This is a genomic window from Curtobacterium sp. 1310 (genome assembly GCF_017834105.1).
Taxonomy (GTDB): Bacteria; Actinomycetota; Actinomycetes; order Actinomycetales; family Microbacteriaceae; genus Curtobacterium.
In genome coordinates, this window is the sequence record NZ_JAFICY010000001.1 from 828,852 (window position 1) to 842,415 (window position 13,564).

The 13,564-nt window shown below is 72.5% G+C and carries 13 protein-coding genes; 10 read left to right on the forward strand and 3 right to left on the reverse strand.

What is annotated here, in order from left to right; translation table 11 throughout:
• Positions 1 to 13: 13 nt before the first annotated feature.
• The gene (locus JOD95_RS03805; protein ID WP_066653669.1) at positions 14 to 310 is read right to left on the reverse strand and encodes a GNAT family N-acetyltransferase; all 297 of its coding nucleotides are present in this window, start codon (positions 308 to 310) and stop codon (positions 14 to 16) included.
• Between JOD95_RS03805 and JOD95_RS03810 the strand changes: the two genes are divergently transcribed.
• Together JOD95_RS03810 and JOD95_RS03815 are read left to right on the forward strand one after the other, a co-directional pair.
• Positions 309 to 1,058, forward strand: coding sequence for an NADPH-dependent F420 reductase (locus tag JOD95_RS03810; protein ID WP_209683139.1), 750 nt, complete (start codon positions 309 to 311; stop codon positions 1,056 to 1,058). The two genes, JOD95_RS03805 and JOD95_RS03810, sit on opposite strands and share 2 nt — an antisense overlap.
• Before the next feature lie 174 nt (positions 1,059 to 1,232).
• Positions 1,233 to 2,495, forward strand: coding sequence for a hypothetical protein (locus JOD95_RS03815; RefSeq protein WP_209683142.1), 1,263 nt, complete (start codon positions 1,233 to 1,235; stop codon positions 2,493 to 2,495).
• A gap of 3 nt (positions 2,496 to 2,498) precedes the next feature.
• Here the strand turns inward: JOD95_RS03815 and JOD95_RS03820 are convergent, their stop codons facing one another.
• Positions 2,499 to 3,356, reverse strand: coding sequence for a LysR substrate-binding domain-containing protein (locus JOD95_RS03820; RefSeq protein ID WP_066653658.1), 858 nt, complete (start codon positions 3,354 to 3,356; stop codon positions 2,499 to 2,501).
• 141 nt (positions 3,357 to 3,497) lie between these two features.
• On the opposite strand from JOD95_RS03820, the gene JOD95_RS03825 reads away from it, so the two are divergent.
• Complete coding sequence (locus JOD95_RS03825; protein ID WP_066653656.1) at positions 3,498 to 4,820, forward strand: MFS transporter; 1,323 nt, start codon at positions 3,498 to 3,500, stop codon at positions 4,818 to 4,820.
• A gap of 564 nt (positions 4,821 to 5,384) precedes the next feature.
• On the opposite strand, the gene JOD95_RS03830 is transcribed toward JOD95_RS03825, so the two are convergent.
• Positions 5,385 to 6,038 (reverse strand): NAD(P)-dependent oxidoreductase, encoded by a 654-nt coding sequence (locus JOD95_RS03830; protein ID WP_066653653.1) that lies wholly within the window; start codon positions 6,036 to 6,038, stop codon positions 5,385 to 5,387.
• Positions 6,039 to 6,128: 90 nt separating this feature from the next.
• Here JOD95_RS03830 and JOD95_RS03835 point away from each other — a divergent pair, with 90 nt between their 5' ends.
• From JOD95_RS03835 to JOD95_RS03865, 7 genes are all read left to right on the forward strand, one after another.
• On the forward strand, positions 6,129 to 6,491 hold the full coding sequence (locus JOD95_RS03835) for a helix-turn-helix domain-containing protein (RefSeq protein ID WP_066653651.1): 363 nt from the start codon (positions 6,129 to 6,131) through the stop codon (positions 6,489 to 6,491).
• Between the two features lie 146 nt (positions 6,492 to 6,637).
• Positions 6,638 to 7,666: an NADPH:quinone reductase gene (locus JOD95_RS03840; protein WP_209683145.1), complete on the forward strand. Its 1,029-nt coding sequence runs from the start codon at positions 6,638 to 6,640 to the stop codon at positions 7,664 to 7,666.
• Positions 7,667 to 7,797: 131 nt separating this feature from the next.
• A complete protein-coding gene (locus JOD95_RS03845) occupies positions 7,798 to 8,970 on the forward strand; it encodes an ROK family transcriptional regulator (protein ID WP_209683147.1) in 1,173 nt (390 codons plus the stop codon).
• Between the two features lie 155 nt (positions 8,971 to 9,125).
• A complete protein-coding gene (locus tag JOD95_RS03850) occupies positions 9,126 to 10,241 on the forward strand; it encodes a sugar ABC transporter substrate-binding protein (RefSeq protein WP_066653647.1) in 1,116 nt (371 codons plus the stop codon).
• A gap of 160 nt (positions 10,242 to 10,401) precedes the next feature.
• Positions 10,402 to 11,166, forward strand: a complete 765-nt coding sequence (locus JOD95_RS03855) for an ATP-binding cassette domain-containing protein (protein ID WP_066658013.1) — start codon at positions 10,402 to 10,404, stop codon at positions 11,164 to 11,166.
• On the forward strand, positions 11,163 to 12,431 hold the full coding sequence (locus tag JOD95_RS03860; protein WP_209683150.1) for a sugar ABC transporter permease: 1,269 nt from the start codon (positions 11,163 to 11,165) through the stop codon (positions 12,429 to 12,431). The genes JOD95_RS03855 and JOD95_RS03860 overlap by 4 nt, the downstream gene beginning before the upstream one ends.
• A 103-nt stretch (positions 12,432 to 12,534) precedes the next feature.
• Positions 12,535 to 13,407, forward strand: a complete 873-nt coding sequence (locus JOD95_RS03865; protein WP_209683153.1) for a patatin-like phospholipase family protein — start codon at positions 12,535 to 12,537, stop codon at positions 13,405 to 13,407.
• Positions 13,408 to 13,564: the final 157 nt, after the last annotated feature.

Consider the following 13,564-nt stretch of genomic DNA (forward strand, 5'->3'; position numbering starts at 1 on the left):
AGCGTGGGGTGGGTCAGTCCGCGGTGCCGCGGCTGAGCAGGTCGGCCTTCTCGGGGTGTTCGTCGAACCACTTGCCGACGAACCAGCACATCGGCACGATGCGCTTCGTGGTCCTCGCCTCGACGTCGGCGACGGCGTGCGCGACGAGCTCCGCCGCGTAGCCGTGCCCGCGGTGGCTCGGGACCGTGTACGTGTGCGGGAACGACACGGCGTCCTCCGCGGCCCGGTAGTCGAGCACGCTCACGAGCTCGCCGTCGACGTACATCGCGTAGCGGTCGCGGTCGGCTTCGTCGCGGAACTCGTGGGCCATGGCGCCATCATGCACCCGACGGGCAGCGGCCGCACGGCGACGACGGCCCGGGGCGACCGCCGGTGGGAATGCACTGCTCGGCGCCGCGTTGCACGACCGCATGACAACGATCGGCATCATCGGAGCAGGCAACATCGGATCCCAGCTCGCGCGCCTCGCCGTGCAGCACGGCCACGAGGTCGTGATCGCCAACTCGCGCGGCCCCGAGACCCTGCAGGACCTGGTCTCGGAGCTCGGCGAGCACGCCCGCGCGGCCACCCGCGACGAGGCGGCAGCAGCGGGCGACATCGTCGTCGTGACCACCCCGCTCGCGGCGATCGAGACGATCCCGGTCGAGCCCCTGGTCGGCAAGGTCGTCATCGACACCAACAACTACTACCCGCAGCGCGACGGCCACATCACGTCCCTCGACGAGGAGACGACGACCACCGCCGAGCTCCTGCAGGACCACCTGCGCGGTGCCCGGGTCGTCAAGGCGTTCAACCACATCGCAGCCACGGCGCTGACCGACGAGGCCACCCCCGCCGGCACGCCCGACCGCCGCGCCCTGGTGGTCGCGGGCGACGATGCCGACGCCAAGCGGGTCGTCTCCGACCTGATCGACGAGTTCGGGTTCGACGTGGTCGACGCGGGCCCCCTCGCCGAGGGCTGGCGCATCCAGCGCGACACCCCCGGGTACGTCACGCGGTACACCGCCGAGGAACTCCGGGCGAAGCTCGCCGAGGCGGAGCGCTACCGCGACATGTAGCCCCCACCTCCGCAACACGCCACGAAGGCGGTTCCCCGCAGCGGTACAGCTCGGCGCGGAGCCGCCTTCGTTGCGTCTCGCGAGCCCCGGCCGCGAGGCATCCTGCGCGAAGTGGACTGCGCGACCCCGGAACTGGGGCTGCGCAGCGGTCCATGCACGCGGATAGAAATGACGATGGATCAGAAGAGCGAGGGAGCACGAGTGGCGTCGCACCGCATGCCGGACCGAGACCGGCCGCGTCGAGCGGTCCCTGCGTGGGTCGTCGCACCCCCCGAGGACACCGCCGTCGGCCGGGAGGCACCACGCGCCCCCGCTCCGCAGGCACCCGTCCTCGACGCGGTCGCGGCCGTCCCCGTGGTCGCCCCCGGGACGCCCGGTGCGGCGGGTCCGACGCTGCCACAGGACCCGACCGACGTGCTGCCCGCCGTCGACGTCGTCGTGCCCGACTACCCGCCGCAGGAGCACCTGCTCCCGCCGGCCCCGACCTCGCCCGCGGTGCAGGTGCCGCCGTTCGACACCGCACCCCTGCCGGTGTCCCCCGTCGACGCCGCCGAGTCGGGCGGCCCCCTCACTCCGCCGGTCGACCCGACGCACAGCGCCCACGCCCCGGCACCGGTGGGGCCCCCCGCTCCCGCCGCCCCCGTCGTCGGACAGCCCCGCTTCTCGGTCCCCGGACTCGAGCACGTCCTGGTCGAGGGCGCGGAACCCGAGCCCTCCGGACCGATCGGGTACCGCACGCCGGCGCGCTTCGCCCGGCAGCAGGCACCGCGGCCGACCGTCGTCGACCCTGCGCCGTCCGGCTTCGACGCCGTCATCGCAGCGCCCGCCGCGCCCACCGTCCAGGCACCGTCGGTCTTCCCGGGCGGACCCGCAGCCGTGTCCACGCCGGAGGCCGCCGTGCCCACGGCAGCGGCTGCCGCACCCACGGCAGTGGCCGGGCCGTCGGCAGCCGGTGTCCCGGTCGCCGGCGGTGTGTCCGCGCCCTACCGGCGGGGTCGCCGGTCGGGACCGGCCGCGGCTCGCACCGGCACCGACGCCGAGGTGGGCGGACACGATGACGGTGAGCAGGGCCTCCAGACCGACCGTCGGGCGTCCCGCGACCGCAGCCGCACCGCGATCGGGGCGACCCCGGCAGCCGTGCTCGGCGCGGTGACCGGTGTCGCCGCCCTCGCCCTCGCCGCCTGGTGGTTCACGGCGCCGGCGACGGTGCACGCGACCGGACTGGTCCTCGGGGTGCTCGCCCTCGCGCTGTCGGTGACGGCCCTGCGGACCCCCGCGGCGACGTGGCAGCGACCGGTGGCGCTCCTCGGGGCGGTGCTCGGCGGTGTCGGCACGCTCGTGCTCCTCTGGGCGGTCGCCGCGGCGCTGCTGGCACCCGCCGGCGTGACGCTGCCCGACCTCACCGGCACGGGGACGACGCCGACCCTCGCGCCGTAGCGCTCAGACGGCGCGGACGACCCCGCGGGACAGGATCGCGCTCGTCAGGGCGTCGATCGGCTCGCGCTGCACGGTCGGGTTCGCGATGAGCACGTAGTCGACGGCGGGCAGGTCGGGCAGCGAGAGCCGCTGCGACACCTTCACGAGGTCGGCCGGGATCAGCGAGTGCGGGAACACCGCGACCCCGATGCCCGCCCGGACCGCCGCGAGCACGCCGTTCACGTCACGGGTGTTGCAGGTGATCCGCCAGGTGCGCCCGGCGGACTCGAGGGCGTCGATCGCCATCTGCCGGCTGATGCTCGGCGCCTGGTACGCGATCAGCGGGACGGGCTCGTCGGCTTCGAGCGCGATGCCGTCCTGCGCCATCCACACCATCTGGTCGGTCGCGACGCGGGTGCCCTCGGCGGACTCCCCCGCGGTCTGCTTGATGAACACGAGGTCGAGCTGACCCGCGTGCACCCGGCGGAGGAGCGGCGCGGACTGGTTCACCGTCAGCTCGAGGTTCACCTGCGGGTGCAGCCGGCGGAAGTCCCGCAGGATGCGCGGCAGCTGCGTGATCGCGAGGTCGTCCGCCGCACCGAAGCGGAGCCGGCCGCGGGTCGCGGCCCCGGAGAAGTAGGCGTCGGCGGTCGCGTGCGCGGCGAGGATCGAGCGGGCGAACCCGGCCATCGCGTCGCCGTTGTCGGTGAGCGCCACCCCGCGGGTGTCCCGGGCCACGAGGGTCCGCGCCACCGCGGTCTCGAGCCGTCGTACGTGCTGCGAGACGGTCGGCTGGCTGATGCCGAGGCGCTGCCCGGCGAGCGTGAAGCTGCCGGTCTCGGCGACGGCGAGGAACGTGCGGAGCAGCACCGGGTCGAGCACGTGACCTCCTCCGGCGGACGGGCCGCCGCCATTCGACATCGCAATGGAGTGATAGCCACCATAGAGGTGTCGAATGGGCCCGCGCCACGTAGTTTCGAACGGGTACCGACTCCACCCCCGACGATCCGGAGCCCCACCACCGTGAGTGCGTCATCGACGACCCTCCCTCCACCCACCGAACCACTCCCGATCCAGGCCGAGCGTCCACCGTGGCGGCACACCCTCATCGCCCTGTCGGTCCCCAACTTCCGGCTGTTCACCGCGACCAACCTCGTGGCGATGACCGCGGGCTGGATGCAGCGGATCGCGCAGGACTGGCTCGTCCTGCAGCTCACCGGCTCCGTCGCGCAGGTCGGCATCACCGTCGCGTGCCAGTTCGCGCCGATGCTGTTCTTCGGGCTCTGGGGCGGGGTGCTCGTCGACCGGTTCTCGAAGCGCGCGCTCATGATGCTCACCCAGGGCGCCTTCGCGGTGCTCTCCGCACTGCTCGCCGTCCTGACCCTCACCGGCGTGGTCGAGGCGTGGCACATCTGGGTCATCGCGTTCCTGGTCGGGATGGTCACCGTCATCGACAACCCCGCGCGGCAGGTCTTCGTCACCGAGATCGTCGGGCACCAGCACCTGCGGAACGCGATCAGCGTCAACTCGAGCGTGTTCCAGCTCGGCGGGATGATCGGGCCCGCGCTGTCCGGAGCGCTGCTCGTCGCCGTCGGGGCGGGGTGGTCGTTCGGGGTGAACGCGATCGCCTGCGTCGCCGTGGTCGTGACGCTCGGGTTCCTCCGGACCTCGGAGCTCCACCGGACCCCGCCGATGCCGCGCGCCAAGGGACAGCTCGTCGAGGGCCTGCGCTACGCCGTCCGGAAGCCGACGATCCTGGTGCCGGTCGTGCTCATGGCGTTCTTCTCGGTGTTCGCCCTGACGATGCCGGTGCTGCTCTCGGCCTTCGCGTCCGAGGTCTACGACGTGGGCGCGGGCGGCTACGGGGTGTTCAACTCCGCGGTCGCGGTCGGAGCCCTGGCCGGGGCGCTGCTCTCGACCAGGCGCGCGACCGTGCGGCTGCGGACGATCGTCGGCGGGGTGTTCTGGACGGGCGTGCTGCTCGTCGTGAGCGGCTCGATCCCGGTGATTGCGCCGTTCACCGTGGCGCTCGTCGCGGTCGGGATGTCACAACTGCTGTTCATGACGGCGTCGAACTCGCTCGTGCAGCTGTCGTCGAACGTCGCGATCCGAGGCCGGGTGATGTCGCTCTACGTGCTCGTGCTGCTCGGCGGCCAGGCCGTGGGCGGGCCGGTCATGGGGCAGGTCGTCGACCACTTCGGCGCGCACGTCGGCATGGTGGTCGCCGGGGGCGTCCCCGCGGTGGCGGCGGTCGTCGCCGGCGTCGTGCTCGCACGGCGGGGCGGGCTGCACCTGGCGGTGCGGATGCGGCACCACGTGCCGCTGCCCGCGATCGAGGCGCGGTAGCGCGCGGCGCGCGGCGCGGCTGCGGGGTCGCGGCGCGCGGCGCGCGGCGCGCGGCTGCGGGGTCGCGGCGCGCGGCGCGCGGTGCGCGGTGCGCGGCGCGCGGCGCTGGAGCACAACCGAAAGCACGTCGCGCCACGGGAACACACGGCGCGACGTGCGTTCCGTTGTGCAGGAGCACGCCGCACCACGCGACGGACGGGAGGCACGGGCAGACCCCGCACCGCGCCTCCCGTCCGGCAACGGAACACGCGCAGGGGCGCGGCACAACCGAAGGCACGTCGCGCCACGGGAACACGTGGCACGACGTGCGTTCCGTTGTGCAGGAGCACGCCGCACCACGTAGCGGACGGGAGGCACGGGCCGACCCCGCACCGCGCCTCCCGTCCGGCAACGGAACACGCGCAGGGGCGCGGCACAACCGAAGGCACGTCGCGCCACGGGAACACACGGCGCGACGTGCGTTCCGTTGTGCAGCAGCACGCCGCACCACGCGACGGACGGGAGGCACGGTGCGACCCCGCACCGTGCCTCCCGCCCGTCAGCGGGTCGCGCCGGCCGCTCGCGTCAGTACGCGACGCCGAACCGCGCGCGGTGGTGCGCCGGGTGCTCGATCTCGTCGACGATCGCGATCGCGTAGTCCGCACCGGAGATGTCCGAGTTGCCCTCGGCGTCGGTGAGGAGCAGGTCGTCCGTGGTGCGGTAGGTGCCCCGACGCTCGCCGGGGTTGTACCCGCCGAAGGCCGCGGCCGGGCTCACGTAGAACCAGTCGACGTCGCCGGTGTACCCACCAGAGCGCAGGCGGTCGAGGATCTCACCGTGGCTCTTCGCCTCGCCCTTGAAGGCGTCGGGGAACTCGGCGGTCTCGTAGAGCGCCGGACCGCCCTCGGCGACGAGCAGCGAACCCGCACCACCGACGATGCCGAGCCGGGCGCCGGCAGCAGCCGCTGCGTCGACGAAGTGCTGGAACTTGTCCTTCAACTCACTGCCGTCCGCCTGGACCGCGTGCAGCGAGACCACGACGACGTCGGCGTCCTTCGTGACGTCCGCCACGAACGACGGGTCGAAGGCATCGCCCTGCGCGAGGGTGAGCCCCTCGGCGGCGTCGAGCTTGGAGGTGTCGCGAGCGACGGCGGTGACGGCGAGACCGCGGGACAGGGCCTCGCGGACGATGGCGGAGCCGGCGTACCCGGTGCCGCCGAAGACGACGATGTTGGTCATGAGAGTCCTTCCGTGACTGGTGCGACCGACGGTACTCGCGTTACTCTCTTCTGGGAAGTAGGCACCTCACAGTGCGTAACGGAGGTCGGGATGTCAGCACTCGAGTACAGCCCCTACGCGGCGGACTGCCCCTCGCGGCAGCTGCTCGACCGCATCGGCGACCGGTGGAGCGTGCTGGTGATCGGGTCGCTCGTCGACGGACCGCAGCGCTACTCCGCCGTCGCGAACCGGGTGCAGGGGGTGTCGCAGAAGATGCTCACGCAGACGCTGCGCGCGCTCGAGCGGGACGGACTGGTGACACGCACGGTCTTCCCCGAGATCCCGCCGCGGGTGGAGTACGAGCTCACCGAGCGGGGTCGCTCGCTGCGCGCGGTGCTGGCGCCGCTCGAGGACTGGGCGACGTCGCACATGGCGGACGTGCAGGACTCGCGCGACGTGTACGACGGGCGCTGAGCGCGTCGCCGTGTGGCGCCGTACCGCGCAGCACCGGGACCCGCACGGCACCGGTGCGGCGTCACGCGGCGCCGCGGACACGCGCGGCCGACCGCCGCTGACCGTCCGCAGGAAGACCCGGGAACCGGCGGTGGTTGCCTGGACACATGCGATCGATCGTCTACACGAAGCCCGGTGACAGCAGCGTCCTCGACCTGGTCGAGCGGGAGGTCCCCCAGCCCGGCCCCGGCGAGGTCCGCGTCCGCGTGGTCGTCTCCGGTGTGAACCCCACCGACTGGAAGGCCCGCGCCGGCGGTACCTACGGCGACGGCCTGCCCTTCCCCGAGATCACCCCGAACCAGGACGGTGCCGGCGTGGTCGACGCCGTCGGCGAGGGCGTCGAGACCCTGCACGAGGGAGACCGCGTGTGGCTGTACATGGCAGCCGCCAGCCGTCCCACCGGCACCGCGCAGGAGTACACCGTCGTCCCGGCAGCGCGCGCGGTCGTGCTGCCCGAGGGCACGAGCTTCGACGTGGGTGCCTCGCTCGGTGTCCCGGCGATGACCGCCCACCGCGCACTCACCACCCACGAGGACGGTCCGGACCGCCTGACCCCCGGTGCGCTCGAGGGCCGCACGGTCCTGGTCGCCGGTGGCGCCGGGGCGGTGGGGCACGCCGCGATCCAGCTCGCCCGGTGGGCCGGCGCGACCGTGATCAGCACGATCAGTTCCGACGAGAAGGCTGCCCTGGCGACCGCCGCCGGCGCGCACCACACCGTGAACTACCGCGACGAGGACGCCGCCGCGCGCATCCACGAGATCGCCCCGGACGGCGTCGACATCGTCGTGGAGGTCTCGATCCCGCAGAACGCCCAGCTCGTCGCCGACGTCCTGGCGAACCACGGCGTCGTGTCGATCTACGCGAACAACGGTGGCGACGACGCGACGCTGCCGATCCGTCCGAACATGTCGGTCAACGCGCGCTACCAGTTCCTGCTGCTGTACACGATCGGCGACCGAGCCCTGGCTGCCGCCGCCGAGGACGTCACCGCCGCGCTGCGCGCCGACGTCCTGCCCGTCGGCGAGGACGCCGGCCTCCCCCTGACGCGCTTCGCGCTCGAGAACACCGCGGCCGCGCACGACGCCGTCGAGGGCGACGCGGTCGGCAAGGTCCTGATCGACGTCGCGTCCGAGTAGGACCGTCGCGCGGTCGGCGCTGACCGACCGACGGACGGGAGGCGCGTGGCGGTGTCGCCACGCGCCTCCCGTCCGTCTCGGTGCGGGGCACCCCGCCGGGTCGCGTACCGGCAGCCCGTTACGCTGTCCCCGTGCCAGAGCAACGCCGCAGTCCCGGGAACCAGACTTCACTGCGTGAAGCCAATAGGGGCCGGGTCATCGCTGCGGTGAAGCGCCACGGCGGCCTGACCCAGGTCGAGCTGGCCGGGGTGACCGGTCTCTCGCCCGCGACCGTCTCGAACATCGTCAAGGAACTCGTCGCCACCGGGGCCCTGCACGCCACGCCGAGCACGTCGAGCGGCCGTCGGGCGCTCCGGGTGACGCTCCCGCACGGCCTCGGCCTGGTCGCCGGCGTGCACGTGTCACCGCGGCACCTCCGGGTCGCCCTGTCGGACCTGAACGCGACGGTGCTGGCCGAGCGGCACATGCCCCTCGCCCGCGACCACCGAGCCGACGCGGAGCTCGACAAGACCGCCCTCCTCGTGATGGACATGGTCGAGTCGATCGAGTCGTCGATGGACGAGGTGCTCGCGGTCGGACTCGCCGTCGCCGCACCGATCGACCGCCGGACCGGGATGACCGCGCGGGGCGGGATCCTGCGCGGGTGGGACGGCGTTCCGCTCGGGGCGTCGCTCGCGCGGCGACTCGACAAGCCCGTCCAGGTCGACAACTCAGCGAACCTCGCAGCCCTCGCCGAGCACCGCAGCGGAGCCGCCCGCGGGCGCAGCACCGTCGTGACACTCGACGTGGGGAACGGCATCGGGGCCGGACTGCTGCTCGACGGGCGGCTCTTCCGCGGACACCACGGCGTCGCGGGCGAGTTCGGACACACGCCCGTCGCGCCGCACGGGCCCGTGTGCCGGTGCGGGAACCGTGGCTGCCTCGAGGCGGTCGCGGGCGGCCCCGCGGTCCTGGCGGGCATCCGCGACGAGGTCGGCACGCTGAAGCTCGCGGACCTCGTCCTGCGCGCGATGGCGGGCGACGACACCTGCATCCGGGCGATCGCCGACGCCGGGCGGACGATCGGCACCGCCGCGGTCGGCCTGTGCAACCTGCTCGACCCGGAGCGCGTCGTCGTCACCGGGGAGTTCGCCCGCGCCGGCGAGCTGCTGCTCGGGCCGATGCGGCACGCCCTCGAGTCGTCGCTCATCGTCGACGTCGACGGCACCCCGGACGTCGTGCAGGGGCAGCTCGGCGAACGCGCGGCCGTCACCGGGGCGCTCGCGCTGGCGATCGAGTCGGTGGACGTCACGCAGGCACGCTGACCCGGGCACCGATCCGTGACCGGACCACCCGGCTCAGATAACGATCTCGGTATCACCCGTGCATCCCTTGTGTTCAAGTCTTGCAGCCAAGGACGTCCGCTGCCACACTCAGCACACCGCCACCGTGGGCGGTCCACCTGTTGGAGGACGTTTCAATGAAGAAAGCCACCACACGCGCCGTGCTGGGCGTCGGCGCCCTGCTGCTCGCGATCACCACACTCGCCGGTTGCTCGAACGGAGCGGACGCGAACAACGGCTCCGGAGGAGGCGGTGGGGACGCGTCGAACGCGAAGATCGGCCTGCTCCTGCCCGACTCCGTCACCGCCCGCTACGCCAGCGCCGACCGCCCGCTCTTCACCGCCGAGGTGAAGCAGCAGTGCCCCGACTGCTCGGTCGTCTACGCGAACGCCGACGGTGACGCGTCGAAGCAGCTCCAGCAGGCGCAGTCGATGCTCACCCAGGGCGTCAAGGTCCTCGTCCTCGACCCCTTCGACGGCGAGGCCGCCGCCTCGATCGTGCAGCAGGCCAAGGCCAAGAAGGTGCCGGTCATCTCGTACGACCGACTGATCAACAGCCCCGACCTGAGCTACTACATCTCGTTCGACAACGAGAAGGTCGGCGAGCTGCAGGGTCAGGCGCTCGTCGACGCGCTCAAGGCGAAGGACGTGCCGGCCGGATCGGGGATCATCATGGTCAACGGCTCCCCGACCGACAACAACGCCTCGCAGTTCAAGAAGGGCGCGCACTCGGTCATCGACAAGAGCGGGTACAAGGTCCTCGCCGAGTACGACACCCCCGGATGGGACCCGGCCAAGGCACAGGACTGGGCCGCCGGACAGATCAGCAAGCTGGGCACCGACGAGATCGCCGGGGTCTACGCGGCGAACGACGACACCGGCGGCGGTGTCATCGCAGCCCTCAAGGCGGCCGGCGCGAAGACGCTCCCGCCGGTGACCGGACAGGACGCCAGCCTCGCGGGCATCCAGCGCATCCTCGCTGGTGAGCAGTACATGACGGTCTACAAGGCGTTCAAGCCCGAGGCCTCGAAGGCCGCCGACCTGGCGATCCAGTTCGCCAAGGGCGAGGACCCGAAGGGCGAGACGACGGTGCAGACCGCCGGCGGCGCGAGCGTGCAGTCGACCCTGCTCGAGCCCGTCGCGGTGACGACGGAGAACGTGCAGGACACCGTCGTGAAGGACGGCCTGTACAAGGTCGACCAGATCTGCACCGCGCAGTACGCCTCGGCCTGCTCCAGCGCCGGCATCCAGTAGTCCCGACGCGGGTCCGGGACGTCCCCGAAGCCGGGGCAGCCCGGACCCGCACCGACCCACCCGCCCGCCCGGTCCCGCAGGACCGGGCGGGCCCCACCTCGGAGAGGACGCTCCCGTGAGCAACGAGGCACCCGCACCACACCCCTCCGCCGAGCCGGTGATGTCCCTCCGCGGCATCACGAAGCGGTTCGGCGCCGTCCAGGCCCTGAGCGACATCGACTTCGACGTGTACCCGGGCGAGGTGGTCGCGATCGTCGGCGACAACGGCGCCGGCAAGTCCACGTTCGTGAAGATCCTCGCCGGGGTGTACACACCCGACGGCGGCACCATCACGTTCGGCGGTGACGAGGTCACCGTGCCGAACCCGGCAGCCGCACAGGACCTCGGCATCGCGACCGTCTTCCAGGACCTCGCCCTCGCCGACAACCTCGACGTCGTGTCGAACCTGTACCTCGGGCGCGAGATCGTGCACCCGTTCCTCGACGAGGAGGAGATGGAGCGTCGCTCGTGGGAGCTCCTGCAGCAGCTCGCCGCTCGGATCCCCTCGGTCCGGATCCCGATCGCGTCGCTCTCCGGTGGTCAGCGCCAGACCGTCGCGATCGCCCGCTCCCTGATCGGTGACCCACAGGTCGTGATCCTCGACGAGCCCACCGCCGCTCTCGGCGTCGCACAGACTGCCGAGGTCCTCAACCTCGTCGAGCGGCTGCGCGAGCGGGGCCTCGGGGTGGTCCTCATCAGCCACAACCTCGCGGACGTGCAGGCCGTGGCCGACCGTGTCGCGGTCCTGCGCCTCGGTCGGAACAACGGGACCTTCCGCATCGACGACGTCTCCTACGAGGAGATCATCGCCGCCATCACCGGGGCCACCGACAACGCCGTCACGCGTCGCGCGGCTGCCCGGACCGAGCAGGAGACGACAGCATGAGCAAGACCGACGAGACCCTCACCGCGGCGACGCCGACGGCGTCAGCGGCGGACCTGCAGGACGAACGACTCCTCCGCGACCAGGGACTCGGCGGCGCCGCCAGGGCGTTCGTGCGCCGGGTCCGTGGCGGCGACATCGGCTCGCTGCCGGTGGTCGTCGGACTCGTGGTCATCTGGGCGGTGTTCCAAGCGCTCTCCCCCGACTTCCTGTCCCCGGGCAACCTCGTCAACCTCGCGCTGCAGTGCGCCGCGGTCGGCACCATCGCCATCGGCATCGTCCTCGTGCTGCTCCTCGGTGAGATCGACCTCTCGGTCGGAAGTGTCAGTGGTCTGGCCGCCGCGATCCTCGGGCAGGGACTCACGTCACTCGGGTGGCCGCTCTGGCTCGTGCTCCTGGTCGCGCTCGCGGTCGGCGCGGCGGCGGGCCTGCTGTACGGGCTGCTCTTCACCCGGTTCGGCGTCCCGAGCTTCGTGATCACCCTCGCCGGCCTGCTCGGCTTCCTCGGCCTGCAGCTGCTCATCCTCGGGCCGAACGGGTCGATCAACCTGCCCTACACCGACCCGATCGTGCAGTTCGCCTCGGCGTCCTACCTGCCGCCGTGGCTCGCGTACCTGCTCGCGGCCGTGGCTGCAGGCGGGCTCTTCGTCACCGAGGTCCGCCGAGCCGCCCGCCGCCGGAAGGCCGGGCTCTCGACGGGTGCGATCTCGCTGACGATCACGAAGTCGGTGCTGCTGTTCGTCGGCCTCTCGGTCATGGTCTGGTACCTGTCGCGCGACTTCGGCACCGGCACCTCGTTCGTGTTCTTCGTCGTCCTCGTCGTGCTCATGAACTTCCTCCTCAAGCGCACACGGTGGGGTCGGTCGGTCTACGCGGTCGGTGGCAACGTCGAGGCAGCCCGACGCTCCGGCATCCGGGTGAACCGCATCTACATCTCGGTGTTCGTCCTCACCTCGCTCTTCGCCACGATCGGCGGCATCCTGGCCGCGGCGCGGCTCAACTCCGCGAGCCTGTCCTCGGGCGCCGGCGACACGAACCTCAACGCGATCGCGGCCGCGGTCATCGGCGGGACGAGCCTGTTCGGAGGTCGAGGGAGTGCGTGGTCGGCGCTCCTCGGCATCGTCGTCATCCAGTCGATCTCGAACGGCCTGACCCTGCTCAGCCTCGACTCGTCGATCCGCTACATGATCACCGGCGCCGTGCTGCTGCTCGCCGTCATCATCGACTCGCTGTCGCGGCGCAGCCGCGCCAGCCACGGGGCAGCCTGACGGAACGCGTGCAACACCGGACGGGAGGCGCGTGGCTGGATCGCCACGCGCCTCCCGTCCGTCACGCCCCCGGTTCGTCGACGTGACCTGGTAAGCAGGACCCATGACCGACGTCTCGACGCCCGCGCCCGGAACCAGAGCACTCGTCCTCGGGGGTGGCGGCGTCGCCGGCATCGCGTGGGAGGTCGGGGTCCTCTCCGCCCTGCAGGACGCCGGGGTCGACCTCGATGCAGCGGACCTCGTCGTCGGGACGAGCGCCGGCAGCGTCGTCGGGTCGTTCGTCCGCGCCGGCGCCGTGGCCCAGGCGTACGAGCAGCAGCACGCGCCGCTGCCGAGCACCTACGTCGAGCCGGAGCGGATCGCCGGCGAGGACTTCCAGGACCGCCTGCTGCAGGTGCTCGCGGGCGCGACCTCGGAGCAGGACGCCCGTGCGCGGCTCGGTGCCGTGGCGCAGCAGGTCGTCACCGGGCAGTCCGACGAGGAGCGCACCGCGACCTTCGCCGAGACCCTGCCGTCGACCGACTGGCCGGCGAAGCGGCTCGCGCTGACGACGATCGACGCCCTCGACGGGGCGTTCCGGGTGCTGACCGCGGAGTCGGGCGTGCCGCTCCCCCGCGCCGTGGCCGCGAGCTGCTCCGTGCCGTTCGTGTGGTCCCCCGTGCACATCGACGGCGTCCCGCACTACGACGGGGGGCTCCGCTCGGCCACCAACGCGGACGTCGCCGCCGGGTACGAGCGCGTGCTCGTCGTCGCGTGCGGGCCGGAGGGACCGTCGCCGCTCGGGCCGTGGCTCGACCTGGCGGTGGAGTCCCTGCGGGCCGGCGGCAGCTCGGTCGAGACGATCGTGGCGGACAGCGGGGCGCAGCACGCGTTCGGCGAGAACTCGTTGTCACTGTCGACGCAGGCGCCCTCGGCGACCGAGGGTCGTCGGCAGGGCGAGGCGGGGGCGGAGGCGATCGCGGCGTTCTGGGCGTAGCCGTCGACGGTCGGCCGACGCGGTCGCCCGTCAGGTCTCGAGCGCGCCGTCCGCGACATCACACCCGTCGATCGACGGGTGCGGTGTCGCACGATGCACGCGCACCGGGTGCGGTCGCATGCTCCGACGTTGCACGCGTCGATCGACGCGTGCAACG

Bases quoted from the DNA above. Each gene is read 5' to 3' on its own strand.
- JOD95_RS03840 (WP_209683145.1), top strand. From the start codon at position 6,638: ATGCGATCGATCGTCTACACGAAGCCCGGTGACAGCAGCGTCCTCGAC.
- JOD95_RS03810 (WP_209683139.1), top strand. From the start codon at position 309: ATGGCGCCATCATGCACCCGACGGGCAGCGGCCGCACGGCGACGACGG.
- JOD95_RS03865 (WP_209683153.1), top strand. From the start codon at position 12,535: ATGACCGACGTCTCGACGCCCGCGCCCGGAACCAGAGCACTCGTCCTC.
- JOD95_RS03830 (WP_066653653.1), bottom strand. From the start codon at position 6,038: ATGACCAACATCGTCGTCTTCGGCGGCACCGGGTACGCCGGCTCCGCC.
- JOD95_RS03855 (WP_066658013.1), top strand. From the start codon at position 10,402: ATGTCCCTCCGCGGCATCACGAAGCGGTTCGGCGCCGTCCAGGCCCTG.
- JOD95_RS03805 (WP_066653669.1), bottom strand. From the start codon at position 310: ATGGCCCACGAGTTCCGCGACGAAGCCGACCGCGACCGCTACGCGATG.
- JOD95_RS03815 (WP_209683142.1), top strand. From the start codon at position 1,233: ATGGATCAGAAGAGCGAGGGAGCACGAGTGGCGTCGCACCGCATGCCG.
- JOD95_RS03850 (WP_066653647.1), top strand. From the start codon at position 9,126: ATGAAGAAAGCCACCACACGCGCCGTGCTGGGCGTCGGCGCCCTGCTG.
- JOD95_RS03835 (WP_066653651.1), top strand. From the start codon at position 6,129: ATGTCAGCACTCGAGTACAGCCCCTACGCGGCGGACTGCCCCTCGCGG.
- JOD95_RS03860 (WP_209683150.1), top strand. From the start codon at position 11,163: ATGAGCAAGACCGACGAGACCCTCACCGCGGCGACGCCGACGGCGTCA.